We start from the raw sequence: 26,231 nt of genomic DNA on the forward strand, positions 1-26,231 counted from the left end.
GCCTGTTCTGTGGACTGCGGTCGTTCGCAGGGGTTCTATTTTTCTTCAGGTGACGGTTTCACGGGGTTTGGCCCGGGTCACTCGATCCACCAGATAGACCAAGCCGTGGTAGTCGATGCCGCCATGTTGTGTCAGACCGATCTCACAGGTCCGGCTGGTGGAGATCCCTTCGCTGCAATGCTGCACCGCATCCTTGAGGGTTCGCAGCGAATGGCCGTTGAGTTCCGGTGTAGTGAATCCCTTGTCCCCGGCAAACCCACAGCAATGAATGCCTTCCGGGATCACCACGTTATTGCTGCACATGCGTGCGAGGTCGATCAGCGCCTGGCTTTCCCCCAGATGCTGAGTGCTGCACGTCACATGAACGGCAATCGGTGCTTCCTGCGGAGTGAACTCCAACCGGTCGATCAGATGCGTACGGATGAAACGCACAGGGTCATACAGATCAAGGCGAACATTTCCCACATCCTGCACCAGACGCAAGGTGCAGGGACTGGTGTCGCAATAGATCGGATCGAGCCCGCCACGGCTGGCGTGCAGCAAGGCGCCGATCAGCTCCTGACGCTTGTGCTCGGCCTGTTCTGTATAGCCTTTGGACGCGAACGGCTGGCCGCAGCAGAGGTTGTCCAGATTGTCCGGGAAGACCACCTGATAACCGGCCTTTTCCAGCAGACCCCGGGTTTTGTCGTACAGCGACATTTGCTCCTTGTCGCCCGCCGCCGGTCCCATTACCCGCGATACGCAAGCCGCCAGATACACCACACGCGGGCGTTCGTCCGAGACTGTCGGACTGAGACGAATGGCCTTTTCCGGCTGCGGCATTGCGTTGGTCCACTGCGGCACCTGCCCCTTGGACAAGCGCGTCAGCGTCGCCGAAAGCTTCGCCAGACGCGGCGCTCCCAGCAGCATTCGCGCACCGTTGGCCACGTGCAGGGTGAATCGTGCGCCTTGCAGGGTGGTGGCGAAATTTCCTTCGATCCAGTTGGCAGCTTTCGTATGCGTGGCGTGACGGCTGCGAAGTTTTTTCACCAGCTCGCCGGTATTGATGCCTACAGGACAACGCTGCGCACACAAACCGGTCGCGGCGCAGGTGTCGATGCCTTGGTACTCGTAGGCTTTTTCCAGTTCGGTGGTGTCGATCCCGGCGCGTTTTCGCGCCTGAATATCGCGCCAGATCACGATGCGCTGGCGTGGGCTCAGGGTCAGGCCTTTCGATGGGCAAACCGGCTCACAGAAACCGCATTCGATGCACTTATCCACAATCTCGTCGGCCGCCGGCAGCGGCTTCAGGTGCTTGAGGTGGATCTGCGGATCTTCGCTGAGCACCACGTCCGGATTGAGAATGCCTTGGGGATCGAGCAAGCGCTTGAGCTGCCACATCAATTGATAAGCGTCGCTGCCCCATTCCAGTTCGACAAACGGCGCCATGTTGCGCCCGGTGCCGTGTTCGGCCTTAAGCGAACCGCCGAACTCCACGGCCACCAGTTGCGCCACGTCGTCCATGAACGCCTGATAGCGTGCGACTTCTTCCGGGCTGTTGAAGCCTTGTGTGAAGACGAAGTGCAGATTGCCTTCCAGCGCGTGTCCGAAAAGGATCGCTTCGTCGTAGTGATGTTTGTCGAACAGCTCGATCAGGCGGTTCACACCGATCGCCAGTTGTTCCACTGGGAACGTGACGTCTTCGATGATCACCGTGGTGCCGGTCTTGCGCACGGCGCCGACGGCGGGGAAGGTGTCCTTGCGGATTGCCCAGAGGCGGGCGTTTTCGACCGGGTCTTCGGTGAAGTCGACCTGTTTTTCCACCGGGAAACCGTTGAGCGACGCCATGATCTGCGCCAGTTGTTCCTGCAGCAACGTGGAAGAGGCGGCGCGGGATTCGATCAGCAGTGCGCAGGCATTGTTCGACAGGTGCTGTACGAAATCCGGCATGCCGGGTTTGTCCTGCACCGAGCGCAGACTGCGGCGGTCGAGCAATTCCACGGCGGAAACGGGCTGACTTTTCAGCACAGTGACGGCGTTGCAGCAGGTTTCCACGTCGGGGAAAACGATCAGCGCCGACGCCTTGTTCGGGTGGTCGATCACCGTGTCGTAGGTCACCGCACTGATGAAACCTAGCGTGCCTTCGGAGCCTACCAACAGGTGACTCAAGATATCCACAGGCTCATCGAAATCCACCAGGGCGTTGAGCGATAGGCCGGTGGTATTTTTCAGACGGTATTTGTGGCGGATTCGTGCGGCCAGTTCAGCATTGGCGCGGGTCTCGCGGCCCAATGTTGCCAGGCGCTCCAACAACTCACCGTGGCTTGCGCGAAACGCCGCGACGCTGGCAGCGTCTTCGGTATCCAGGCGCGTGCCGTCGGCCAGCACCAGACGAATCCCGGCCAGCGTGTGATAGGTGTTTTGCGCGGTGCCGCAGCACATGCCGCTGGCGTTATTGGCGACGATGCCACCAATCTTGCAGGCGTTGATCGAGGCCGGATCCGGACCGATCTTGCGCCCGAATGGCGCGAGCCATGCGTTGGCCTGGGCGCCGATCACGCCCGGTTGCAGACGGATCTGCGCACCCTGGCCGCGGATCTCCCGGGCGTTCCAGTTATCCCCAAGCACGATCAGCACCGAGTCGCTGATCGCCTGGCCCGACAGGCTGGTGCCGGCGGCGCGAAAGGTCACCGGGACCTGATCGCGCTGGGCCAGTTTCAGCAGCGCCACCACTTCCTCTTCGGATTCAACGCGGATCACCAGTTGCGGAATCAACCGGTAGAAACTGGCGTCGGTGCCGAAGGCCAAAGTCGACAGCGGGTCGTCGAAGCGGCGCTCGGCTGGAATCAGTTGCTGCGCATCGCGCAGGAAGGTCGCCGGTAAGGTCATTGGTCCTCCAGAATCAATACCACCAGATCTTTCGGGCCATGGGCGCCGTAGGCCAGCACTTGTTCGATGTCGGCGGTTTTCGACGGACCGGACACCAGCAATGCATTGGTCGGCATGCCCTGTGCCCACTCGAATTCCTGCTGCACCTGATAGAAGTTGTCGCGGATCTGGCTGGCCTTGAGCAGGGTGAAATGCACCGGCGGTACCAGGCTCATCAGCCGTGGTTCTTCCCGGGTCGGCCAGAGAATCAGGCTGCCGGTGGCGGCAATCGCGCCGAGAGTGCCGGTCAGGCTGGCCGGGGTGTCGTTGAACAGCTCGGCTTTCCACTCTTCCATCGGTCGGTCGTAGGATTTCAGCGCCGGTAGATCAGGATTGTTCGCCCAGTGCTGTGTGATGCGCTGCCCGTGGGGCGTCGTCGGTGCGATCAACAGGCTCGGGAGCTGGCGGTCGCGCAGCAATTGCGCCAGCAGCGCGGGCCACGCATCAGCGGACGTCAGATGGATTTCGGTATGCACCGCTTCCATCAGTTTGCGCAGTTGCGGGATGCGCTGTTCGGCGCTGTAGGTGTAAGGCTGGGTCACCAGATCGACATCGAAGTTGTCGGCAATCGGTGTGGTGCCGGTCAGGCTTTTGCGCAACTTGCCGAGGATGTTTTGCTTGGCGCTCATCAACGGTCTCCTTGTTTGGCCAGATGTTCGCGAGCCATGTCATGCAGTGAGCGGGCGGCAGGTTTCGGCGCGCTGTGGTTCTGCGTCCACGGGCCGACTTTGTCTGGCGTCAGGGCGCGCAGGCGCGTGGCGAAAAACGCAAACAATCGATACAAAGTCGGCGAGCTGTTGAGCTTCGCCCAGGCGTTCCAGATAAAGCGTTCCTTGCGCGAATACTTGCTGCCCTGGCCGCGCATCACTTGGTGCGGTGAGTCCGGAGCCTTGACGTTCTCTTCGCGCAGACGGCGCAGCAGCGCCGGGATCGGAATCTTCACCGGGCACACTTCACCACAGGCGCCGCACAGCGACGAGGCGCTCGGGTGATCCGGGACTTTCGCCAGGCCGACCATGTGCGGGGTGATGATTTTGCCGATCGGGCCAGGGTAAACCTCGCCGTAGGTGTGGCCGCCGACGCGGGTGTAGACCGGGCAATGATTCATGCAGGCGCCGCAGCGGATGCAGTTCAAAGTCTGGCGCAGTTCGCTGTCGGCAAAGGCCTGGCTGCGTCCGTTGTCGAGCAGCACCAGATGCACTTCCTGCGGGCCGTCGAGTTCGTGTTCCTTGCGCGGGCCGGAGATCATGTTGACGTAAGTGGTGATCGGAATGCCCAGCGCCGAGCGGGTCAGCAGCGACAGCAGCGGCACCACGTCGCGCAGGTTTTCCACGACTTTTTCGATGCCGGTGACGGCGATGTGCACCGGCGGCACGGTGGTGGTCATGCGGCCGTTGCCTTCGTTTTCCACCAGCAGCAGGGTGCCGGTTTCGGCCACGGCGAAGTTGACACCGGAGACGCCGATGTCCGCTTCGAAGAATTTCTGCCGCAGGACCCTGCGACCGATCTGAATGAGTTGGTCAACGTCCTTGGTGTATTCCACGCCAAGTTTGTCGTGGAACAAGGACGCGACCTGACCGGCATTCTTGTGGATTGCCGGCATGATTATGTGTGAAGGCTTCTCGTGGTCGAGCTGGACGATGTACTCCCCCATGTCGGACTCCAGACATTCAATGTCCCGAGCCTCGAGGAAATGGTTCATCTCCATCTCTTCGCTGACCATCGATTTGCCCTTGATCACTTGCCGCGCCTCGTGAGCGCGGATGATCGAAAGGACGATGCCATTGGCCTCGTCCACCGTTTCCGCCCAGTGCACAGTCACACCGTTGCGGGTCAGGTTCTGTTCCAGTTGCTCGAGCAGGTCGGGCAATTTGGAGAGCGCGCGGGCACGGATTGCATTGCCCAGTTCGCGCAGGTGTTCTCTTTCGTGGGCATCGCTGAAAGCCGCTGCCCGCTTGGTCATCAGTGAATCCATCGCAGTGCGGAAGTTGTTCCGTAACTGCGAATCGCCCAGGGCGTTGTGTGCCCGGGTACGGAAATTTTCTTCTACGGCAACCGTAGGAATAATCGTGGAAGTGCTCATCGCGCACCTCCGGTTCGTTGCCAGAGAAAGCTCGCCAGGTGTTGCCCGCGCAGCGCTTCCTTCTGTTTTTCCAGCGAGCCGTTGATGTTCATCAGGCAGCCGCAGTCGGCACTGAGTACCTGATGCGCGCCGGATTCCTTCAACGCCCGGGTCTTGTCAGCCACCATCGCGCCGGAAATGTCTGGCATACGGACGCTGAATGTCCCACCGAAGCCACAGCATTCGCTTTCGTGATCGTGATTGACTCGTTCCACGTTGCTCAACTGCGCCAACAACTCGCGGCCGTGCAGGTGGGTGTTCATTTCCCGTCGCGCCGAACACGAAGTGTGCAGCGCCACTTTGACCGGCTCGCCACTGTCCTTGAGCTGCACCTTGCAGACGAACAGCAGGAACTCGGCCAGTTCATAGGTGCGGGCCGCGAGGGCCTGAACCTGTTTCAGCGTTTGCGGCTCGTCCTTGAACAAGTCGGCGTAATGCTCGCGAATCATTCCGGCGCAGGAGCCCGACGGCACCACCACCGGATAATCCCCGGCAAACAGCGCCAGTTGCGAGCGCGCCACTGTCCGCGCCTGCTCGGTGTAACCCGAGGTGTAGGCCGGTTGTCCGCAGCAGCTCTGCCCTTGCGGGTAATCGACCCGAATGCCTTCGCGTTCCAGCAAGTGGATCGCGTCCATCCCGGCTTCGGGATAAAACAGGTCAACCACGCAGGTGCCGAACAGGTAGACCCGCGACGGTTTCTCGCTCGGGTATTGCCGGGGTTCGGGCAGGGGCGGTGCAACGCGAGTGGCGTTGGGCACAGCGTTGTAAAAAAGCTCGCTCATCAGGCGTGTCTCCGGGTGGGCCCGGTTATCCGTCTGTCGAGGCTGCCGAATATAGGGCGCGTTGCTTTCAGCAGCCTTACAGACCGGGTTGTGAATTGCTGACGCCGGAATCACGAACCGGCGTCGGTTATTTCCATGCTTCTTGTAGGTATCAGTGAACCAGCATGCCGGTGAACCAGTAGGCCTGGGCCAAGGTGATCAGGCCGACAATCGTGGCAAAGAATAGGCTGTGCTTGAGGGTGAAGCGGAACAGATCCGATTCCTTGCCCACCAGCCCGGTTGCTGCGCAGGCTACGGCGATCGACTGCGGCGAAATCATCTTGCCGGTTACGCCGCCGCTGGTATTGGCCGCCACCAGCAGGGTGTCGTTGACCCCGATCTGGTGCGCGGTGGTCGCTTGCAGCGAACTGAACAGCGCGTTGGACGAGGTATCGGAACCGGTGAGGAACACGCCCAGCCAGCCAAGGAACGGCGAGAAGAACGGGAACGCCGCGCCGGTCGCGGCCAGCACCAAAGCCATGGTCGAAGACATGCCGGAATAGTTGGTCACGAAGGCGAACGCCAGCACCATGCCGATCGACAGAATGGGCCAGCGCAGTTCGTAGAAGGTCTCTTTGAGAGTGGTCAGACCAATTTTGAAATTGATCTTCAGGATGATCATCGAGATCAGCGCGGAGAAGAAAATCGCCGTGCCGGTGGCGGAGATCGGGTCGAGTTTGAACACGGCCGGAATGGCGGTCGGCGTCGCGACGATCGGTGCAGTCTTGATCACCAGTTGATCCAGGTGCGGGATCGCGAAGTTGAACACCCAGGCGTACATCGAGCCGCCAGCGGCGAACATGGCCTTGAACGGTTTGAGGGTCCAGATGGTGACCAGCACGGTGAGGATCAGGAACGGCGACCAGGCCTTGAAGATTTCCCCAAGGCTGTAGGGGGATTCGATGGTGGTGCGTTTCTGGCCGAAACCGCCGGCGCTGGCGGTGATCGCCACGTTCGAGGTCGCACCAGCGATCTGTGCACCTGCGGTGCGTCTTGGTTGCCAGACTTTCAGGAACAGGGTCAGCGCGATCAGGCTGGCCAGGGCCGAGGTGATGTCCGGCAATTCCGGTCCGATGAAGTTCGACGTGAAGTATTGGGTCACGGCGAAGCTCAGGCCGGCAACCAGCGCGGCTGGCCAGGTTTCACGCACCCCGCGCAGGCCGTCCATCATGAACACCAGCCAGAACGGCACGAACAGCGACAGCAGCGGCAGTTGGCGGCCGGTCATGGCGCCGATCTTGAACGCGTCGATACCGGTGACCTGCCCGGCGACGATGATCGGAATCCCCAAGGCACCGAACGCGACCGGCGCGGTATTGGCAATCAGGCACAAGCCTGCGGCATACAGCGGGTTGAAGCCCAGTCCTACGAGCAGCGCGGCGGTAATCGCCACTGGCGCGCCGAAACCGGCTGCACCTTCGAGGAAGGCACCGAAGCAGAAGCCGATCAGCAGCACCTGCAAACGCTGGTCATCGGTGATCGACAGCACCGAACTGCGGATGACTTCGAACTGACCGCTCTTGACCGTCAGTTTGTACAGGAACACCGCCGCGACAATGATCCAGGCAATCGGCCACAGACCATAGGCGAAACCATAGCCAGCGGCGGCGAACGCCATGTCGACCGGCATCTGGAACGCAAAGATTGCCACAAGGATCGCCAGGGCCAGCGTGATGCTGCCGGCGACATGACCTTTGAGGCGGAACACCGCCAAGGCGAGAAAGAAAAAAACGATGGGGATGACGGCCGCGAGTGCGGACACGCCGAGACTGCCGAGCGGGCTGTAGAGCTGTTGCCAGGTTTGCATATGGGGTGGCCCCTAATTGTTGTTGGTCAGGCACTGTCAGCGTTCTTGGTTAATTGGTAATACCAATTTACAATCGCTGTTGGCTAGGGTAAAAGCCTTGATGTCGGTGTGTCAATTTGTCGCCCTGAAACTTTTGTCGAATGACCGGTGCAGAATCGATCTGATCCGGTCCGGGGCGTTTTATCTGGCAGGTGTCGGCAAGGCGCCGATAGGCCAGAATAGAGAGCCCGGCGAGTGGTCGGGATCGTGGAGAATTGAGTGATGGGGTTTGATCAGATACGTCAGCGCCGTTTGTCTGACGATATTGTCGAGCGGCTCGAGGGGATGATCCTCGAGGGCACGCTGAAGTCTGGCGAGCGCCTGCCGGCCGAGCGCACATTGGCGGAGCAGTTCGGCGTGTCCCGGCCTTCGTTGCGCGAGGCAATCCAGAAACTGGCGGCCAAGGGGTTGTTGGTCAGCAAGCAGGGCGGCGGCAATTACGTGGTGGAAAGCCTGGGCTCGACCTTCAGCGATCCCTTGTTGCAACTGCTGGAAAGTAATCCCGAGGCTCAGCGCGATCTGCTGGAGTTTCGCCACACGCTGGAGGCATCGTGCGCCTATTACGCGGCATTGCGCGCCACTGATGTGGATCGTGAGCGGCTGACCGCCGCGTTCGAAGAACTACAGGATTGCTACTCGCGCCATGACGAAGTGAGTCGGGCCGAGGAGGGCGCGGCGGACGCGAAATTTCACCTGGCTATCGCCGAGGCCAGTCACAACGCCGTGCTGCTGCACACCATTCGCGGGCTGTTCGATCTGCTCAAGCGCAACGTGGTGACCAACATCGGTGGCATGTACAAGCAGCGCACGGAAACCCGCGACATGCTGATCACGCAGCATCGGGAGTTGTATCTGGCGATTATCGAGGGGCGTGCGGAGCAGGCGCGAGAGGTTTCCAGTCGACACATTCTGTATGTACAGGAAGTGCTGGAAGAAGTGCGACAGGAAGTACAGCGCGTGGCTCGGGCCGAGCGGCGCAAAGGGATGTAAGCATGATCGTTCCCGCGCCGGGTGCGGGAACGGTCATTCAGGCAGAGGAATCAGTCTTCCTTGCCCTTGTTGCGCACCGCACGCTGCAACTCGCGACCGGCGTCGCGTTCGCGCTCGGTATCACGCTTGTCGTATTCCTTCTTGCCTTTGCCCAGAGCGATTTCGCACTTGACCATGTGCTTGCTCCAGTACCAGGACAGGCACACGCAGGCATAACCCTTCTGCTGCACGGCGGCGGCCAGCTTGTCCAGCTCGCGGCGGTTGAGCAGGAGCTTGCGGGTGCGGACCGGGTCGGCGATGACGTGAGTGCTGGCCGTCATCAACGGCGTGATGTGACTGCCGAGCAGCCAGGCTTCGCCATCCTTGAGCAGGACGTAACTGTCGACCAGTTGCAGCTTGCTTGCCCGCAGACTTTTTACTTCCCAGCCGGCCAGGACCAGACCAGCCTCGAACTTGTGCTCGATGAAGTAATCGTGTCGCGCCTTTTTGTTTTGCGCGATGGTCCCTGTTGGGTGTTTCTTCTGTTTAGCCATAGGGGCGGCATTATATGGAGATAAACGGCTGTCGGCTACGGTGATGCTGCGTGCTTGAGCAGGTTGAGTGAATCCCGGACAATGCGGCCTCTTTTTCTAACGCTTGGGCGTGATAAACGATGTCGACAGACAAGGTTTCTGTCCACGGCAGTTGGGCTAGCCGCTGGGTTTTCATATTCGCCGCGACCGGTTCGGCCGTGGGATTGGGCAGCATCTGGAAATTCCCCTACATGGTCGGGGTCTACGGTGGCGGCGCCTTCGTGCTGATGTTTCTGGCGTGTATCGCGCTGATCGGCATCCCGGTAATGCTCGCTGAAACCCTGATCGGCCGGCGTGCCCGTCAGAGTCCGGCGAATGCCCTGAAGGTGCTGGCGCGGGAAGCCGGGCACTCGGGCAAATGGTCGTGGGGCGCGTTCGCCGGGATGATCACGGCGTTGCTGATCCTGTCTTTCTACAGCGTGGTCGGCGGCTGGTCGCTGGATTACATCATTGATATGGGGCGCGGGGATTTCCAGGGCGCGACGGCCGATCAGGTCGGGGCGTACTTCGGTAATGTCATCGCCGACCCATGGCGCATCACGCTGTGGCATACGGTTTTCATGCTGTTGTCGGCGGTGGTGATCGCCAAAGGCGTGGTTGCCGGGCTTGAACGCAGCCTGCGGATCATGATGCCGCTGCTGTTCGTGATGGTCCTCGTCCTGCTGGGTTACAGCATGACCACCGGGCATTTCATGGAAGGCGTGCATTTCATGTTCGACTTCCACCCGGAAAAAGTCCTCGACGGCTTGCTGCCGGCCATGGGGCACGCGTTCTTCTCCCTGAGCGTGGGCGTGGGCTCGATCATGATCTACGGCGCTTACATGACGAAGGAAGCCTCGCTGTCCGGCACCGTCGTGGGTGTGGCGCTGCTCGATACCTTTGTATCGCTGGTGGCCGGGCTGGCATTGTTTCCGATTGTGTTCGCCGGTGGTTTGAACCCGAGCGAAGGCCCGGGGCTGATGTTCGTCAGCCTGCCATTTGCTTTCGGTAACGTGCTGTTTGGCCAGTTGATGGGCGTGGTGTTCTTCGTTCTGGTGGCCATTGCTGCCTGGAGCTCGGCGATTTCCCTGCTGGAGCCGATGGTCGCCTATCTGGTCGAGCGGACTAAAATCAGCCGTGCCTGGGTGACATTTTGGCTGGCGTTCACCTGCTGGTTCGTCGGTCTGGGTACCGTGTTTTCTTTCAATATCTGGAAGGAAGCCAAATTTTTCGTGAACGATGGCGGAGTGTTCCATCTCTACCAATGGGGTGCAGCCGGTGGCCTGGACTTCTTTGGGGTGATCGACTTCTTCACCTCGCGGATCATGTTGCCGCTCGGCGGGCTGTGCTTCGTGCTGTTTGCCGGTTGGGTGATGGGGCGTGAAGCGGTGCGTGACGAATTGTCGATTCGCAGCCCGGCGCTGTTCGCCCTGTCTCTGTTCTTGATGCGCTATGTGGCGCCCATCGGCATTCTTGTAGTGTTTGCCGCCCAGCTCTGGAAGTGACGCTTACATGACGACACATATTCAACGATCGGCGCTGCTGCCTTACCCGGCGCAATTTCTCTACGACCTGGTCAATGACGTGGCGCGTTACCCGGAGTTTTTGCCGTGGTGCTCGTCTGCTGAGGTTCTGGAAAGCTCGCCTGAACATATGCGCGCCAGTGTCGGCGTGGCCAAGGGCGGCCTCAGCCAGCACTTCGTGACGCGCAATACGCTGGTGCCGGGGCAGTCGATCGAGATGAACCTTGAGGAAGGACCGTTCAATCAGTTGCACGGGGTCTGGGTGTTCAAGGCGCTGAACGAGAAGGCCTGCAAGATCAGCCTCGATCTGTCCTTCGATTATGCCGGCCCGCTGGTGCGCGCCACGCTCGGGCCGCTGTTCAATCAGGCGGCCAACACACTGGTGGATGCATTCTGCCAGCGCGCCAAGCAGATGCATGGTTGAGCCGGTGATCGAAATAGAAGTGGTGTACGCGGCGGTTGATCGTCAGGTGTTGCGTACGATCAGTGTGGTAGACGGTTCGACGGTCCGTGCTGCGCTGTTGGCCAGCGGCATCGATGCCGATTTTCCCGAGCTGGATCTGGCGAGTTGTCCGATCGGGATTTTCGGTAAGGTGATTGCCGACCCGGATGTGCGGGTTGTCCAGGCGGGGGATCGCCTCGAAATCTACCGCCCTCTACTGGCTGATCCGAAAGAGGTGCGTCGATTGCGGGCTGCCAAAGCCGCCGAGGCTAAAGCCAGAAATCAATGATTGCGCCGATCTGCAGGCAATAAAAAACCCGGAATTTCCGGGTTTTTTATTGCGTCGCAAATTATTGCGGCGAGGTGTCCAGCGGTTCTGGTGTAGGAACCGGAACGGTTTGCACACCATCGACGTCCTTCTGGATCTGATCCAGCAAGGAGCCTGGCTTGACGGGTTTTTCCGGTTTTGGCTTCTCGGCGTTTTCGGCAGGAGCGGTCACGCTGGTGTCACTGTCCTTGCCGAGAATGGCTTCGTCACGGCTCACGCCCGGCATGAAGTCACCGGACAGGCTGACAAGGCGGTCGTTAGAGTCGAAAATGACACTCATGCGTTCCTGCTGACGTTCACCGCCACCAGGTTGCAGGCTGTACAGATAATCCCAGCGATTGGCATGGAACGTGTCGACGAGCAGAGGGTTGCCCATGATAAACCGTACTTGCGGCCGGGTCATTCCCGGGCGTAACTGGTCTATCATGTCCTGCGTGACGACATTGCCCTGCTGGATGTCGATTTTGTAAACCCCGGGGAATGAACAACCGGCGAGTGCGAGCAGTCCCACAAAGGTGAAACTGGTTAGCAAGAGCTTGGTGTTTTGCATCGGTGGGCGACTTCCACTATCTTGGCTGGGACAACGTAAACGCCGATCATACCCGCATTAAGAGAAGCTGCGAAGCAGCATCGCGAGAAAGCTGACCATGGTTGAAAATAGCGAACTACGCAAAGCCGGCCTCAAAGTGACCCTGCCACGGGTCAAGATCCTGCAAATGCTCGACTCTACAGAGCAGCGTCACATGAGTGCCGAGGACGTCTACAAGGCGTTGATGGAAGCTGGCGAGGACGTCGGTCTGGCCACGGTTTACCGTGTTCTGACCCAGTTCGAAGCGGCTGGCCTCGTGGTCCGTCACAACTTCGACGGCGGCCACGCGGTATTCGAATTGGCCGACGGTGGCCACCACGACCATATGGTTAACGTGGAGTCGGGCGAAGTCATCGAATTCTTCGACGAAGAAATCGAAAAGCTTCAGAAGGCGATCGTCGAGAAGCACGGTTACGAGATGGTGGATCACAATCTGGTGCTGTACGTACGCAACAAAAAATAAGCATGTCGCGCGAATTTCTGATTCGCGAAACGAACGAAGGCGACCCAAGGGTCGCCTTCGTGCTTTCTGGTGTACTTAAGCCTTTGCGGTAACGACCATCTTTTTCGCGTGCGCCAAAGACTCTTTGGTCAGATCGATGCCGCCAAGCATCCGCGCGACTTCTTCTATTCGGTCATTCTTGCTCAGTTTCGAAACGGCGGTGTGAGTCGCCTGCTCGCCTCGCACCTTGTGCACGAACAGATGCTGATGCCCCTGAGCCGCCACTTGCGGCAGGTGCGTGACTGTCAGTACCTGTCCGCGATCCCCGAGACGGCGCAACAACTGGCCGACGATTTCGGCCGTCGGACCGCCAATCCCCACGTCCACTTCATCGAACACCAGCGTCGGTACGCGAGAGGTCTGGGCGGTAATCACCTGGATTGCCAGGCTGATCCGTGACAGCTCACCGCCGGACGCCACTTTGGCCAGGGCCTTCAAAGGCTGGCCCGGGTTGGCGCTGACCAGCAGCTCGACTTGTTCCAGGCCATTGGGTTGCAGTTCGCTGCTGTTGTTGTCGCGCAATTCGATGGTGAAGCGGCCGCCGGGCATACCCAGGCGCTGGATCTCCTGCTCCACCGCGCTGGCCAGGCTGCCGGCCGCCTGATGACGCAGCTCGCTCAGTTCCCGGGCCTTTTCCTGATAGTGGCGGGCATAGGATGCGAGTTCTTCGGCGAGGCGCTCGATGGATTCATCGTTGGCGTCCAGGGCTTCGATTTCGTCGAGCAGCTTCTGCTGCATCTCCGCAACTTCTGTTGGCTGAATACGGTGTTTGCGTGCCAGCGTGTAAATGGAATCCAGACGTTCTTCCAGATACTGCAGGCGCGCCGGATCGGCGTCGAAGTTGTCGAGAAAGCGATTGAGCTCGCCGACGGCCTCTTCGACCTGGATCTGCGCACTGGTCAGCAGGCTGCTCGCCTCACCCAGCGCGCCGACCGAGTTGTTCACGCTCGACAGTCGATTGAGGCTGGCCGTCAGGGCATTCAGCACGTTGCCGGAATCACTTTCGCTGCATTGTTCGACCACTTGTCGGCAAATGCCGAGCAGGGTTTCGGCGTTGGTCAGGTTTTTGTGTTCCTGCTCCAGTTCCTCCAGCTCGTTTTCCCCGAGGCCGAGGTTTTCCAGTTCTTCGAGCTGGTAGCTGAGCAGTTGATGCCGCGCGCGCTGTTCGTCGCCGGAGTTGGAAAGGCGTTCCAGCTCCTGACGAGTCTGACGCCAGCGCTGGGCGGCCAGGTGAACCTGCCGCGCCAGATCGGTAGCCCCGGCGTATTCGTCGAGCAGACGCCGGTGGGTGTCGGTCTTGAGCAGGGATTGGTGTTCGTGCTGGCTGTGGATATCGATCAGCAGCTCGCCGAGGGCCTTGAGGTCGCCGAGCGGGCAGGGTGTGCCATTTATATAGCCGCGTGAACGACCTTCGGAAGTGATGACCCGGCGCAGGATGCACGGGCCGTCGATTTCCAGGTCGCGCTCGGCCAGCCAGGCGCTGGCTTCGGGAATGTCGGCCAGGTCGAAGGTCGCCAGGATATCGGCCTTGTCGGCACCCGGGCGAACCACGCCGCTGTCGGCGCGGTCGCCAAGGGTCAGGCCCAGCGCGTCGAGCATGATCGACTTGCCGGCACCGGTTTCCCCGGTAATCACGCTCATCCCGCGATCGAGTTCGAGATCGAGATGTTCAACGATGGCGTAGTTGTGTACGGACAGGTGCACCAGCATAAAGGCCGCTCCCAGGCTTTAGGTCTGGTTATTTATACAGTGTTTTGTTTCGGCCTGACAATGCCCTCGCTTAGCTCGATTGGCTTGATCCGATCAAATGCTTATCGCACCCGGGAATGACAATGCAGCACTTTTTTGTAGGGTTAATCATCGGCAGCCCTTGAAGCCTGATTTTGCGGCCCCATATACCGGGGCAGAAGCGCGAATCGAACTCGCGGACGATATTGAAAGGAGAATTCTATGGCTGACGAACAGACAGTAGATACGCAAAATCCAGAAGCCAATCAGGCGCCCGAGAATTCGGGTGATGACCTGGCGACCCGTGTACAAGTGCTCGAAGAGCAGTTGGCCGCCGCGCAGGATCAATCGCTGCGCGTAGCTGCCGATCTGCAGAACGTCCGCCGCCGTGCCGAGCAGGACGTCGAAAAGGCTCACAAGTTTGCACTGGAAAAATTCGCCGGCGACCTGCTGCCGATCGTCGACAGCCTGGAGCGCGGTCTCGAGCTGTCGAGCCCTGATGACGAAAGCATCCGTCCGATGCGCGAAGGCATCGAGCTGACCCTGAAAATGTTTCACGACACCCTCACGCGCTATCAGCTTGTAGCTGTCTGCCCGCAGGAAGGTGAACCGTTCAACGCCGTGGAGCATCAGGCAATGGCCATGCAGGAAAGTGCTGACCTGGAGCCGAACAGCGTTCTGAAGGTGTTCCAGAAGGGCTACCAGCTCAATGGCCGCCTGTTGCGTCCGGCGATGGTCGTGGTCAGCAAGGCGCCGGCGCCCGTTTCGCCTTCGATTGACGAGAAGGCTTGAAATTAGCCGCAAGACCCCCATTTACAAGTCAAGCGTTTAAGAATTACCGCAGTCAGCCACCACTGCTGCGGCAAAAAAATCCAAAGTTTCGGGAGAGTGAACATGGGCAAAATTATCGGTATCGACCTGGGGACTACCAACTCCTGCGTCTCCGTGCTGGAAAACGGTAAAGCCAAGGTTATTGAAAACGCTGAAGGCGCGCGCACCACGCCGTCGATCATCGCTTACGCCAACGATGGCGAAATCCTGGTCGGTCAGTCGGCCAAGCGTCAGGCTGTGACCAACCCGCACAACACCCTTTTCGCAGTGAAGCGTCTGATCGGTCGCCGCTTCGAAGAAGACGTTGTACAGAAAGACATCAAGCTGGTGCCTTACAAGATCGTCAAGGCCAACAATGGTGACGCCTGGGTCGAGGCCTCCGGCAAGCAGATGGCTCCGCCGCAAATCAGCGCCGAAGTTCTGAAAAAGATGAAGAAGACCGCCGAAGACTACCTCGGCGAAGCTGTGACCGAAGCGGTGATCACCGTTCCGGCCTACTTCAACGACAGTCAGCGTCAGGCAACTAAAGATGCTGGCCGCATCGCCGGTCTGGACGTAAAACGTATCATCAACGAACCGACCGCTGCTGCTCTGGCTTACGGTATGGACAAGGCCAAGGGCGATCACACCGTGATCGTTTACGACCTGGGTGGTGGTACCTTCGACGTTTCCGTGATCGAAATCGCTGAAGTCGACGGCGAGCACCAGTTCGAAGTACTGGCCACCAACGGTGACACCTTCCTGGGTGGCGAAGACTTTGACATGCGCCTGATCGACTACCTCGTCGACGAGTTCAAGAAAGAGTCCGGCATGGACCTGAAGAACGATCCACTGGCCCTGCAGCGTCTGAAAGAAGCCGCTGAGAAAGCCAAGATCGAGCTGTCTTCCTCTCAGTCGACCGACGTCAACCTGCCGTACATTACTGCAGACGCGACCGGTCCGAAGCATCTGAATGTGAAGATCTCCCGTGCCAAGCTCGAATCGCTGGTCGAAGATCTGGTGACTCGTACCATCGAGCCATGCCGCATTGCTCTGAAAGACGCCGGCATCGACGCCAGCAAGATCGACGACGTGATCCTGGTCGGCGGTCAGACCCGCATGCCAATGGTGCAGAAGGCTGTTTCCGACTTCTTCGGTAAAGAAGCCCGTAAAGACGTGAACCCGGACGAAGCTGTTGCCATGGGTGCTGCGATCCAGGGCGCCGTTCTGGCCGGTGACGTGAAAGACGTTCTGCTGCTCGACGTCAGCCCGCTGACCCTGGGTATCGAAACCATGGGTGGCGTGATGACCGCGCTGATCGAGAAAAACACCACGATTCCTACCAAGAAATCGCAAGTGTTCTCGACGGCCGACGACAACCAGGGCGCCGTGACCATTCACGTCCTGCAAGGCGAACGCAAGCAAGCCGCACAGAACAAGTCCCTGGGCAAGTTCGACCTGGCCGACATTCCACCTGCTCCACGTGGTGTGCCGCAGATCGAAGTGACCTTCGACATCGACGCCAACGGCATCCTGCACGTAGGTGCGAAGGACAAGGCGACTGGCAAAGAGCAGAAGATCACCATCAAGGCCAACTCTGGTCTGTCGGATGAAGAAATCCAGAAGATGGTGCGCGACGCCGAGCTGAACGCCGAGGAAGACCGCAAGTTCGAAGAGCTGGCCGCTGCCCGTAACCAGGGTGATGCACTGGTTCACTCGACTCGCAAGATGATCGCTGACGCTGGCGACAAAGTGACTGCAGAAGAGAAGACTGCAATCGAAGCGGCCGTGGTTGCCCTGGAAGCCGCCGTCAAAGGCGACGACAAGGCTGCCATCGACGCCAAGGTTGAAGAACTGTCGAAAGTCTCTGCGCCGGTTGCCCAGAAGATGTACGCCGAACAGGCTCAGCCTGCTGAAGGCGCGGCACCGCACGACGAGAAAGCTGAAAAGGCTGACGATGTTGTCGATGCCGAGTTCGAAGAAGTCAAAGACCACAAGTAAGTTGTTGGTCGCCCGGTTGACTGCCTTGCGGCGGTGACTGGTAGGATGTCGCCGCGCGGGAGCTTGCTCCCGCGTTGGCGTATCTGGAATACGCGAATTTTTACAGCATGCGACAAGCTTCGTGTGTTAGCGGTATGGCCGGGAATGCTCCTGCTTTTCGCGCCGCAAATACCGCATGAATCAAAGACCAGGATCGTTGAATTGACGTGAGTTGGGTCCGGGCCTGCATTGGGGCTCAACGAGTTTGGCGAAGCTCAGGAGGGGTTTGCCGAACGTCCTTAAGAGTGCAAAGACTTATGGCAAAGCGTGACTATTACGAAGTGTTGGGTGTTGAGCGTGGCGCAAGCGACGCAGACCTGAAGAAGGCCTATCGCCGTCTGGCGATGAAGCATCACCCGGACCGTAATCCCGATGACAAAGCATCGGAAGAAATGTTCAAAGAGGCCAACGAGGCCTACGAAGTATTGTCCGATTCCAGCAAGCGCGCGGCCTACGATCAGTACGGCCATGCCGGCGTGGACCCAAGTATGGGTGGCGGCGGTGCCGGTTTCGGCGGTCAGAACTTCTCCGATATTTTCGGTGATGTCTTCAGTGACTTCTTTGGTGGCGGTCGCGGTGGTTCCCGTGGCGGCGCTCAGCGCGGTAGCGATTTGCGCTACACCCTGGAGCTGAACCTGGAGGAAGCGGTACGCGGTACGACCGTGAATATCCGCGTTCCGACACTGGTCAATTGCAAACCATGCGACGGTTCGGGTGCCAAGAAAGGTTCGTCCCCGTCGACGTGCCCGACTTGCGGCGGCATCGGCCAGGTGCGCATGCAGCAGGGCTTCTTCTCTGTACAGCAGACCTGCCCGCGCTGCCATGGCCAGGGCAAGATCATTTCCGATCCGTGCGACTCCTGCCACGGCGACGGTCGCGTCGAAGAGTACAAAACCCTTTCCGTCAAAGTGCCGGCCGGTGTTGATACCGGTGACCGCATTCGCCTGTCCGGCGAAGGCGAGGCGGGCACTCAGGGTGGCCCGACCGGCGACCTGTACGTGGTGATCAACGTTCGCGAGCACGACATCTTCCAGCGTGACGGCAAGCACCTGTTCTGCGAAGTGCCGATCAGCTTCGTCGACGCAGCCCTGGGTGGCGAGCTGGAAATTCCGACCCTTGACGGTCGCGTCAAACTGAAGATTCCGGAAGGGACTCAGACCGGCAAGCAGTTCCGCGTACGCGGCAAGGGCGTTGCGCCAGTGCGTGGCGGTGGTGCGGGCGATCTGATGTGCCGTGTGGCCGTCGAAACGCCGGTCAATCTGAACCGTCGTCAACGTGAGTTGCTCGAAGAGTTCCGCAGCTCCCTGGCCGACGACAACAGTCACTCGCCGAAAACCACCGGTTGGTTTGACGGTGTAAAACGCTTCTTCGGCGATTTGTAAGGAGTCGGCATGCGACGTATAGCTGTGATGGGCGCTGCCGGGCGCATGGGCAAGATTCTGGTCGAGGCCGTGCAGCAGCGCGCGCCGCTGACCGGTTTGACGGCTGCCATCGTTCGCCCTGGCAGTACGCTGATCGGGGTGGATGCCGGTGAGCTGGCTTCGCTGGGTCGAATCGGCGTGCCGCTGTCCGGGAATCTGGAGTCGGTGGCGCAAGAGTTCGATGTATTGATCGACTTCACCCTGCCGGAAGTCATGCTGAAAAACCTGGCTTTCTGTCGCAAGGCCGGCAAGGCGATGGTGATCGGCACGACCGGGCTGGACGCTGCGCAGAAGCAGTTGCTGGCCGAGGCGGGCAAGGATATTCCGATCGTGTTCGCCGCCAATTTCAGTGTCGGCGTCAACCTGTCGCTGAAGCTGCTCGACATGGCCGCGCGGGTGTTGGCGGAAGATGCGGACATCGAAATCATCGAAGCCCATCACCGGCACAAGATCGATGCACCGTCGGGTACGGCCCTGCGCATGGGTGAAGTGATTGCCAATGCACTGGATCGTGATCTGCAGAAAGTCGCGGTCTATGGTCGTGAAGGCCACACCGGTGTGCGTGAGCGTGAAACCATCGGTTTCGCCACTGTTCGCGGTGGTGATGTGGTGGGCGATCACACGGTTCTGTTCGCCTGCGAAGGCGAGCGACTGGAGATCACGCACAAGGCTTCGAGTCGCATGACGTTCGCCAAAGGTGCGGTGCGTGCGGCGTTGTGGCTGGACGGTCGCGAGCCTGGTTTGTACGACATGCAGGACGTGCTCGACCTGCATTGAGATGTTCTGAAGCCGGCGCAAACGCCCTGTTTGTGCCGGTTTTGCTCCGCCGAGCGACGCCCTGTCGCATTCTCCGGCCTTTCGGCCTCATTGGCGGTAGACCAAAAATCCCTTTTTCTGTAAGCTACAGCTTTAGTGTGTCCACTAAAAGCGCGCAGAATAATTCAGTGAAGAAGCGGGGTGACGTGTCCATACGTCACTCCGCTTTTTTACAACCTGCGATTGCCCTTTCATGCGTTATTTACGGGAGGTCTTCTTGACTAAGCCAGCCATACTCGCCCTTGCTGATGGCAGCATTTTTCGCGGCGAAGCCATTGGAGCCGACGGTCAGACCGTTGGTGAGGTGGTGTTCAACACCGCAATGACCGGCTATCAGGAAATCCTTACCGATCCTTCCTACGCCCAACAGATCGTTACTCTGACTTACCCGCACATCGGCAACACCGGCACCACGCCGGAAGACGCCGAGTCCGATCGCGTCTGGTCCGCTGGTCTGGTCATCCGCGACCTGCCGCTGGTAGCGAGCAACTGGCGTAACACGATGTCCCTGTCCGATTACCTGAAAGCCAACAACGTTGTGGCAATCGCCGGTATCGACACCCGCCGCCTGACCCGCATCCTGCGTGAAAAAGGCGCGCAGAACGGCTGCATCATGGCCGGCGACAACATCTCCGAAGAAGCGGCCATCGCCGCGGCGCAAGGCTTCCCGGGCCTGAAGGGCATGGACCTGGCGAAAGTTGTCAGCACCAAGACCCAATACGAATGGCGCTCCACTGTCTGGGATCTGAAAACCGACAGCCACGCGACCATCGAAGCCTCCGAGCTGCCATACCACGTGGTTGCCTACGATTACGGCGTCAAGGTCAACATCCTGCGCATGCTGGTCGAGCGCGGCTGCCGCGTGACCGTGGTGCCGGCGCAAACCCCGGCTGCCGACGTGCTGGCACTGAAGCCGGACGGTGTGTTCCTGTCCAACGGTCCTGGTGACCCGGAGCCTTGCGACTACGCGATCAAGGCCATCAAGGAAGTACTGGAAACAGAAATTCCGGTGTTTGGCATCTGCCTCGGCCACCAACTGCTGGCTCTGGCCTCCGGCGCCAAGACCCTGAAAATGGGCCACGGCCACCACGGTGCCAACCACCCGGTTCAGGATCTGGACACGGGTGTTGTGATGATCACCAGCCAGAACCACGGTTTTGCGGTTGACGAAGCGACCCTGCCAGCCAACGTCCGCGCGATTCACAAATCGCTGTTCGACGGCACCCTGCAAGGTATCGAGCGCACCGACAAGAGCGCGTTCAGCTTCCAGGGTCACCCTGAGGCGAGCCCGGGCCCGAACGATGTGGCCCCTCTGTTTGACCGCTTCATCAACGAGATGGCCAAGCGACGCTAAGCGCTCGCCTTGAGACTGTAGCGAGAAGCCCCTCGAGGGCGGCCCCGGAACCGGCGGCCCCCTCGGGACTTCAGAAATCGATCAAGACGGCTTGCCGACTGACCTGCGGATTTGAGTGACAAACCCATGCCAAAACGTACAGACATTAAAAGCATCCTGATTCTCGGCGCTGGCCCGATCGTTATCGGCCAGGCCTGCGAATTCGACTACTCCGGCGCCCAGGCCTGTAAAGCCCTGCGCGAAGAGGGTTACCGCGTCATCCTGGTGAACTCCAACCCGGCCACCATCATGACCGACCCGGACATGGCCGACGCCACCTACATCGAGCCGATCAAGTGGCAGACCGTTGCCAAGATCATCGAAAAAGAGCGTCCGGATGCGGTGCTGCCTACCATGGGCGGCCAGACCGCTCTGAACTGCGCCCTGGACCTGGAGCGCGAAGGCGTTCTGGAGAAATTCGGCGTAGAGATGATCGGCGCCAACGCCGACACCATCGACAAGGCTGAAGACCGTTCGCGTTTCGACAAGGCGATGAAAGCCATCGGCCTGGAATGCCCGCGTTCCGGTATCGCCCACAGCATGGAAGAAGCCAACGCGGTGCTCGAGCGCCTGGGCTTCCCGTGCATCATTCGTCCGTCCTTCACCATGGGCGGCACCGGTGGCGGTATCGCTTACAACCGTGAAGAATTCGAAGAAATCTGCGCCCGTGGTCTGGACCTGTCGCCAACCAAGGAACTGCTGATCGACGAATCCCTGATCGGCTGGAAAGAATATGAAATGGAAGTTGTCCGCGACAAAAAGGACAACTGCATCATCGTCTGCTCGATCGAAAACTTCGACCCGATGGGCGTGCACACCGGCGACTCGATCACTGTCGCTCCGGCCCAGACCCTGACCGACAAGGAATATCAGATCCTGCGTAACGCCTCGCTGGCGGTACTGCGCGAGATCGGCGTCGAGACTGGCGGTTCAAACGTCCAGTTCGGTATCTGCCCGGACACCGGCCGTATGGTCGTGATCGAAATGAACCCGCGTGTATCGCGTTCGTCGGCCCTGGCTTCGAAAGCCACCGGTTTCCCGATTGCCAAGGTCGCGGCCAAACTGGCGGTCGGCTACACCCTTGACGAGCTGTCGAACGACATCACCGGCGGCAAGACCCCGGCGTCCTTCGAACCTTCCATCGACTACGTTGTGACCAAGCTGCCGCGCTTCGCTTTCGAGAAGTTCGCCAACGCTGACGCGCGCCTGACCACTCAGATGAAGTCGGTCGGTGAAGTCATGGCCATCGGCCGTACTTTCCAGGAATCTCTGCAGAAAGCCCTGCGTGGTCTGGAAGTGGGTGTTTGCGGTCTGGACGAGAAAGTCGACCTGAGCAATCCGGAAAGCATGAGCGTGCTCAAGCGCGAGCTGACCGTGCCGGGTGCCGAGCGTATCTGGTACGTGGCGGACGCTTTCCGCGCCGGCATGACCGTCGAAGAAATCTTCGGCATGAACATGATCGACCCGTGGTTCCTGGTGCAGATCGAAGATCTCATCAAGGATGAAGAAAAGGTCAAGACCCTCGGTCTGTCCGCTATCGACCGCGACCTGATGTTCAAGCTCAAGCGTAAAGGTTTCTCCGATCAGCGTCTGGCCAAGCTGCTGGGCGTCACCGAGAAGAACCTGCGCACTCACCGTCAAAAACTGGAAGTGTTCCCGGTCTACAAGCGCGTCGATACCTGCGCCGCCGAGTTCGCCACCGACACCGCTTACCTGTACTCGACTTACGAGGAAGAGTGCGAAGCGGCGCCGTCCGGTCGCGACAAGATCATGATTCTGGGTGGTGGTCCAAACCGTATCGGTCAGGGCATCGAGTTCGACTACTGCTGCGTACACGCCGCTCTTGCCCTGCGTGAAGACGGCTACGAAACCATCATGGTCAACTGCAACCCGGAAACCGTTTCCACTGACTACGACACTTCCGACCGTCTGTACTTCGAGCCGGTGACTCTGGAAGACGTGCTGGAAATCTGCCGCGTCGAGAAGCCGAAAGGCGTGATCGTCCAGTACGGCGGCCAGACGCCTCTGAAGCTGGCTCGCGCCCTGGAAGCAGCCGGCGTGCCGATCATCGGCACCAGCCCTGACGCCATCGACCGTGCCGAAGATCGTGAGCGCTTCCAGCAGATGGTTGAGCGCCTGAACCTGCGTCAGCCGCCAAACGCTACCGTGCGCAGCGAAGACGAAGCTGTTCGCGCTGCCGCGAAGATCGGTTACCCGCTGGTGGTGCGTCCGTCCTACGTACTGGGCGGCCGGGCGATGGAAATCGTCTACAAGGAAGAAGAGCTCAAGCGCTACCTGCGTGACGCGGTGCAAGTGTCGAACGACAGCCCGGTGCTGCTCGACCACTTCCTCAACTGCGCCATCGAGATGGACGTGGATGCGGTCTGCGACGGCAAAGACGTAGTGATCGGCGCGATCATGCAGCACATCGAGCAAGCGGGCGTTCACTCCGGTGACTCCGCGTGCTCGTTGCCGCCGTACTCGCTGCCGGCGCACATCCAGGACGAGATGCGCGAGCAGGTCAAGAAAATGGCCCTGGAACTGGGCGTGGTCGGTTTGATGAACGTTCAGTTGGCGCTGCAAGGCGAAGACATCTACGTCATCGAAGTCAACCCGCGTGCTTCCCGTACCGTACCGTTCGTGTCGAAGTGCATCGGTGTTTCCCTGGCGATGATTGCTGCCCGCGTGATGGCCGGCAAGACTCTGAAGGAAATCGGCTTCACCAAGGAAATCATTCCGAACTTCTACAGCGTGAAAGAGGCGGTGTTCCCGTTCGCCAAATTCCCTGGCGTTGACCCGATCCTCGGCCCGGAGATGAAGTCCACCGGTGAAGTGATGGGTGTCGGCGACACCTTCGGCGAAGCCTTCGCCAAGGCCCAGATGGGTGCCAGCGAAGTGTTGCCGACCGGTGGTACTGCGTTCATCAGTGTGCGTGACGACGACAAGCCACTGGTTGCAGGTGTGGCCCGCGATCTGATCAACTTGGGCTTCGAAGTGGTCGCCACTGCCGGGACTGCCAAGCTCATCGAAGCGGCTGGCCTGAAAGTGCGTCGTGTGAACAAGGTGACCGAGGGGCGTCCGCACGTGGTCGACATGATCAAGAATGACGAAGTCACGCTGATCATCAACACCACCGAAGGTCGCCAGTCGATCGCCGACTCTTACTCCATTCGTCGTAACGCCTTGCAGCACAAGATCTACTGCACCACCACCATTGCTGCTGGCGAAGCCATCTGCGAAGCGCTGAAGTTCGGTCCCGAGAAGACCGTGCGCCGCTTGCAGGATCTACACGCAGGATTGAAGGCATGAATAAATACCCAATGACCGTCCAGGGCGCGAAAGCCCTGGAAGAAGAACACGCTCATCTGACCAAGGTCGTTCGTCCGAAGCTCAGCCAGGACATCGGTACGGCCCGCGAGTTGGGTGACTTGAAGGAAAACGCCGAATACCATGCCGCCCGCGAACAGCAGGGCATGGTCGAGGCGCGGATCCGTGACATCGAAGGTCGTATGCAGAACGCGGTGATCATCGACGTGACGACCATTGCGCACACCGGCAAAGTGATTTTCGGCACTACCGTCGAGATCGCCAACGTCGAGACTGATGAAAGCGTGACTTACCAGATCGTTGGTGAAGACGAGGCGGACATTAAGCTCGGCAAGATTTCGGTCGGCTCGCCGATCGCCCGCGCCTTGATTGCCAAGGAAGAGGGCGACACGGTCGTCGTGAAAACGCCCGGCGGCGATATCGAGTATGAGATTGTCGAAGTCCGTCACATCTGAAACAGGGCGCCCGCTGCATGCGGGCGCCATGCTCTGGCAGCTGACCCAGATGTTGTGGGTCGGCGGTTTATGGCTGGTGCACCTCGGTCTGCGGCCGGTGTTGGGCCAGATAGGTCTCGCACCGCTGCTGATCGACGAGGTCGCCAGTGCATTTGAAGTGCCGGTGGTGGGTTTTGCTGCCGCGTGCGTGATTTTTCAGGCTTTGGTGCTGGTACGGACCGAAGGCCTGGGCAGTCTATGGCGGGATTTTCGCGGACAGGTGCTGCTGATGGCGTTGTATGCGAGTGCGATGTATGTCGCAGTGCGTGTCGGCTGGCCGGATGCGCAGCGCTGGCAAGTGTTCAGCTATCTTGTTCTGGGCTTTTCCGGGCTGGTTCTGGTGATGCAGCCGGTGCCGGGGTGGAGTGGCAGGGTGCGCGAAGCACACCCTTGACCCTTTTCATCACTTGAAGCGATGAACGTTCGACAGCTGCTTGTTGACGCTGAAGTTCTTGCGGTAGATCAGGGCCATTTTGCCGATGACCTGAACCAGATCGGCCTTGCCGACCTTGCACAGCTCCGCAATGGACGCCAGGCGCGCCTCACGATCGAGGATGTTGAGCTTGATCTTGATCAGCTCGTGGTCCGCCAGCGCGCGTTCGAGTTCGGCTAAAACACCCTCAGTCAAACCGTTGTCAGCCACAGTCAAAACTGGTTTGAGGTGGTGGCCAATGGATTTGTACTGTTTCTTCTGCTCTGGAGTGAGCGGCATAATCTGACCCTTTCGTCTGGATTCTGTAAAATGGCGGCCATTTTACCCGAGGGCTCGTGGATCCGCCCAATTAATCACGACCCTAATCAACGAGGTGCCCAATGGCGCGTTCCAAGACAAGCCTTGGTTGGCTGAAACGACATGTCAACGATCCTTATGTGAAGCAGGCGCAGAAGGATGGCTACCGCTCGCGTGCGAGTTACAAGCTTCTTGAAGTCCAGGAAAAATACAAATTGATCCGCCCAGGGATGAGCGTGGTCGACCTGGGCGCGGCGCCCGGTGGCTGGTCGCAGGTCACCAGTCGGCTGATCGGTGGCCAGGGGCGCCTGATCGCCTCGGACATCCTGGAAATGGACAGCATTCCGGACGTGACCTTCATACAGGGGGATTTCACTCAGGACGAAGTACTCGCTCGAATCCTTGAGGCTGTGGGTAATTCGCAGGTGGACCTTGTGATTTCCGATATGGCCCCCAATATGAGTGGTACGCCTGCCGTAGATATGCCCAAAGCCATGTTTCTTTGCGAGCTGGCTCTTGATCTGGCAGAGCGGATACTCAAGCCGGGCGGCAATTTTCTGATCAAGATTTTTCAGGGAGAAGGGTTCGATACTTACCTGAAGGACGCTCGCAAGAAGTTCGACAAGATCCAGATGATCAAGCCGGACTCTTCCCGCGACAGCTCCCGCGAGCAATACATGCTGGCTTGGGGCTACCGCGGCGGTGGCGAGTAAAACGAGGTTTTTTGGCGGGGTGATAGGTTTTTCGTATTTCGCCCCGCGTGCATTAGCGAATATTGTGTAGAAAGTGTTTCACAAAGGGTTACAGACGGCGCCTGCCAGAGCTGTAGGTAATGTAGTAAGTTAGGCCGG

The 26,231-nt window shown here is 59.5% G+C and carries 23 protein-coding genes; 14 read left to right on the forward strand and 9 right to left on the reverse strand.

Features of this window, described 5'->3' with window-relative positions; translation table 11 throughout:
* Positions 1-45 precede the first annotated feature (45 nt).
* The 5 genes from J5M72_RS08400 to J5M72_RS08420 all read right to left on the reverse strand — a co-directional run bounded on the left by J5M72_RS08400 (position 46) and on the right by J5M72_RS08420 (position 7,657).
* On the reverse strand, positions 46-2,868 hold the full coding sequence (locus J5M72_RS08400) for an FAD-binding and (Fe-S)-binding domain-containing protein (protein WP_207865156.1): 2,823 nt from the start codon (positions 2,866-2,868) through the stop codon (positions 46-48).
* Positions 2,865-3,536 carry a lactate utilization protein C gene (locus J5M72_RS08405; RefSeq protein ID WP_207865158.1) on the reverse strand — a complete coding sequence of 224 codons (672 nt, stop codon included), beginning with the start codon at positions 3,534-3,536 and terminating at the stop codon, positions 2,865-2,867. Before J5M72_RS08405 ends, J5M72_RS08400 begins: the two co-directional genes overlap by 4 nt.
* Complete coding sequence (locus J5M72_RS08410; RefSeq protein WP_207865160.1) at positions 3,536-4,990, reverse strand: LutB/LldF family L-lactate oxidation iron-sulfur protein; 1,455 nt, start codon at positions 4,988-4,990, stop codon at positions 3,536-3,538. Before J5M72_RS08410 ends, J5M72_RS08405 begins: the two co-directional genes overlap by 1 nt.
* A complete protein-coding gene (locus tag J5M72_RS08415; RefSeq protein ID WP_065259955.1) occupies positions 4,987-5,811 on the reverse strand; it encodes a (Fe-S)-binding protein in 825 nt (274 codons plus the stop codon). The genes J5M72_RS08410 and J5M72_RS08415 overlap by 4 nt, the downstream gene beginning before the upstream one ends.
* A 151-nt stretch (positions 5,812-5,962) precedes the next feature.
* Positions 5,963-7,657, reverse strand: coding sequence for a lactate permease LctP family transporter (locus tag J5M72_RS08420; protein WP_169428793.1), 1,695 nt, complete (start codon positions 7,655-7,657; stop codon positions 5,963-5,965).
* Positions 7,658-7,918: 261 nt separating this feature from the next.
* Between J5M72_RS08420 and J5M72_RS08425 the strand changes: the two genes are divergently transcribed.
* Complete coding sequence (locus J5M72_RS08425; RefSeq protein WP_169428794.1) at positions 7,919-8,686, forward strand: FCD domain-containing protein; 768 nt, start codon at positions 7,919-7,921, stop codon at positions 8,684-8,686.
* A 50-nt stretch (positions 8,687-8,736) separates the two neighbouring features.
* Here J5M72_RS08425 and smpB read toward each other — a convergent pair whose 3' ends face one another.
* Positions 8,737-9,219, reverse strand: coding sequence for an SsrA-binding protein SmpB (smpB, locus tag J5M72_RS08430; protein WP_007953781.1), 483 nt, complete (start codon positions 9,217-9,219; stop codon positions 8,737-8,739).
* Between the two features lie 119 nt (positions 9,220-9,338).
* Between smpB and J5M72_RS08435 the strand changes: the two genes are divergently transcribed.
* Genes J5M72_RS08435 through J5M72_RS08445 form a run of 3 tightly spaced genes read left to right on the forward strand, consistent with a single transcriptional unit; the run spans position 9,339 to position 11,491 of the window.
* Positions 9,339-10,742 carry a sodium-dependent transporter gene (locus tag J5M72_RS08435; protein WP_039769144.1) on the forward strand — a complete coding sequence of 468 codons (1,404 nt, stop codon included), beginning with the start codon at positions 9,339-9,341 and terminating at the stop codon, positions 10,740-10,742.
* Positions 10,743-10,749: 7 nt separating this feature from the next.
* On the forward strand, positions 10,750-11,184 hold the full coding sequence (locus J5M72_RS08440; RefSeq protein WP_003221509.1) for a type II toxin-antitoxin system RatA family toxin: 435 nt from the start codon (positions 10,750-10,752) through the stop codon (positions 11,182-11,184).
* On the forward strand, positions 11,177-11,491 hold the full coding sequence (locus J5M72_RS08445) for an RnfH family protein (RefSeq protein ID WP_207865162.1): 315 nt from the start codon (positions 11,177-11,179) through the stop codon (positions 11,489-11,491). The genes J5M72_RS08440 and J5M72_RS08445 overlap by 8 nt, the downstream gene beginning before the upstream one ends.
* Positions 11,492-11,552: 61 nt before the next feature.
* Here J5M72_RS08445 and J5M72_RS08450 read toward each other — a convergent pair whose 3' ends face one another.
* Positions 11,553-12,080 carry an outer membrane protein assembly factor BamE gene (locus J5M72_RS08450; RefSeq protein ID WP_169428796.1) on the reverse strand — a complete coding sequence of 176 codons (528 nt, stop codon included), beginning with the start codon at positions 12,078-12,080 and terminating at the stop codon, positions 11,553-11,555.
* Between the two features lie 97 nt (positions 12,081-12,177).
* On the opposite strand from J5M72_RS08450, the gene fur reads away from it, so the two are divergent.
* Positions 12,178-12,582 carry a ferric iron uptake transcriptional regulator gene (gene fur, locus J5M72_RS08455; protein ID WP_039769149.1) on the forward strand — a complete coding sequence of 135 codons (405 nt, stop codon included), beginning with the start codon at positions 12,178-12,180 and terminating at the stop codon, positions 12,580-12,582.
* Between the two features lie 75 nt (positions 12,583-12,657).
* Here fur and recN read toward each other — a convergent pair whose 3' ends face one another.
* Positions 12,658-14,331 carry a DNA repair protein RecN gene (recN, locus tag J5M72_RS08460; protein WP_207865164.1) on the reverse strand — a complete coding sequence of 558 codons (1,674 nt, stop codon included), beginning with the start codon at positions 14,329-14,331 and terminating at the stop codon, positions 12,658-12,660.
* Positions 14,332-14,571: 240 nt separating this feature from the next.
* Here recN and grpE point away from each other — a divergent pair, with 240 nt between their 5' ends.
* The 8 genes from grpE to J5M72_RS08500 all read left to right on the forward strand — a co-directional run bounded on the left by grpE (position 14,572) and on the right by J5M72_RS08500 (position 25,044).
* A complete protein-coding gene (gene grpE / locus J5M72_RS08465; protein ID WP_207865166.1) occupies positions 14,572-15,141 on the forward strand; it encodes a nucleotide exchange factor GrpE in 570 nt (189 codons plus the stop codon).
* A 102-nt stretch (positions 15,142-15,243) separates the two neighbouring features.
* Positions 15,244-17,160: a molecular chaperone DnaK gene (gene dnaK, locus J5M72_RS08470; RefSeq protein ID WP_169428799.1), complete on the forward strand. Its 1,917-nt coding sequence runs from the start codon at positions 15,244-15,246 to the stop codon at positions 17,158-17,160.
* Positions 17,161-17,456: 296 nt separating this feature from the next.
* Complete coding sequence (gene dnaJ / locus J5M72_RS08475) at positions 17,457-18,581, forward strand: molecular chaperone DnaJ (protein WP_169428800.1); 1,125 nt, start codon at positions 17,457-17,459, stop codon at positions 18,579-18,581.
* A 9-nt stretch (positions 18,582-18,590) separates the two neighbouring features.
* On the forward strand, positions 18,591-19,397 hold the full coding sequence (dapB, locus tag J5M72_RS08480; protein WP_169428801.1) for a 4-hydroxy-tetrahydrodipicolinate reductase: 807 nt from the start codon (positions 18,591-18,593) through the stop codon (positions 19,395-19,397).
* Positions 19,398-19,653: 256 nt separating this feature from the next.
* Positions 19,654-20,790: a glutamine-hydrolyzing carbamoyl-phosphate synthase small subunit gene (gene carA / locus J5M72_RS08485; RefSeq protein WP_064593337.1), complete on the forward strand. Its 1,137-nt coding sequence runs from the start codon at positions 19,654-19,656 to the stop codon at positions 20,788-20,790.
* A gap of 126 nt (positions 20,791-20,916) precedes the next feature.
* A complete protein-coding gene (carB, locus tag J5M72_RS08490) occupies positions 20,917-24,138 on the forward strand; it encodes a carbamoyl-phosphate synthase large subunit (protein WP_085711853.1) in 3,222 nt (1,073 codons plus the stop codon).
* A complete protein-coding gene (greA, locus tag J5M72_RS08495) occupies positions 24,135-24,611 on the forward strand; it encodes a transcription elongation factor GreA (RefSeq protein WP_085729545.1) in 477 nt (158 codons plus the stop codon). The genes carB and greA overlap by 4 nt, the downstream gene beginning before the upstream one ends.
* 28 nt (positions 24,612-24,639) lie before the next feature.
* Complete coding sequence (locus tag J5M72_RS08500) at positions 24,640-25,044, forward strand: MFS transporter (RefSeq protein WP_169428803.1); 405 nt, start codon at positions 24,640-24,642, stop codon at positions 25,042-25,044.
* A 9-nt stretch (positions 25,045-25,053) separates the two neighbouring features.
* Here J5M72_RS08500 and J5M72_RS08505 read toward each other — a convergent pair whose 3' ends face one another.
* The gene (locus tag J5M72_RS08505; protein ID WP_085698388.1) at positions 25,054-25,362 is read right to left on the reverse strand and encodes a YhbY family RNA-binding protein; all 309 of its coding nucleotides are present in this window, start codon (positions 25,360-25,362) and stop codon (positions 25,054-25,056) included.
* A gap of 101 nt (positions 25,363-25,463) precedes the next feature.
* Between J5M72_RS08505 and rlmE the strand changes: the two genes are divergently transcribed.
* Complete coding sequence (gene rlmE, locus J5M72_RS08510; RefSeq protein WP_169428804.1) at positions 25,464-26,093, forward strand: 23S rRNA (uridine(2552)-2'-O)-methyltransferase RlmE; 630 nt, start codon at positions 25,464-25,466, stop codon at positions 26,091-26,093.
* Positions 26,094-26,231: the final 138 nt, after the last annotated feature.

It is taken from the genome of Pseudomonas sp. 58(2021) (assembly GCF_017491585.1).
GTDB classification, from domain to species: domain Bacteria; phylum Pseudomonadota; class Gammaproteobacteria; order Pseudomonadales; family Pseudomonadaceae; genus Aquipseudomonas; species Aquipseudomonas fluorescens_BT.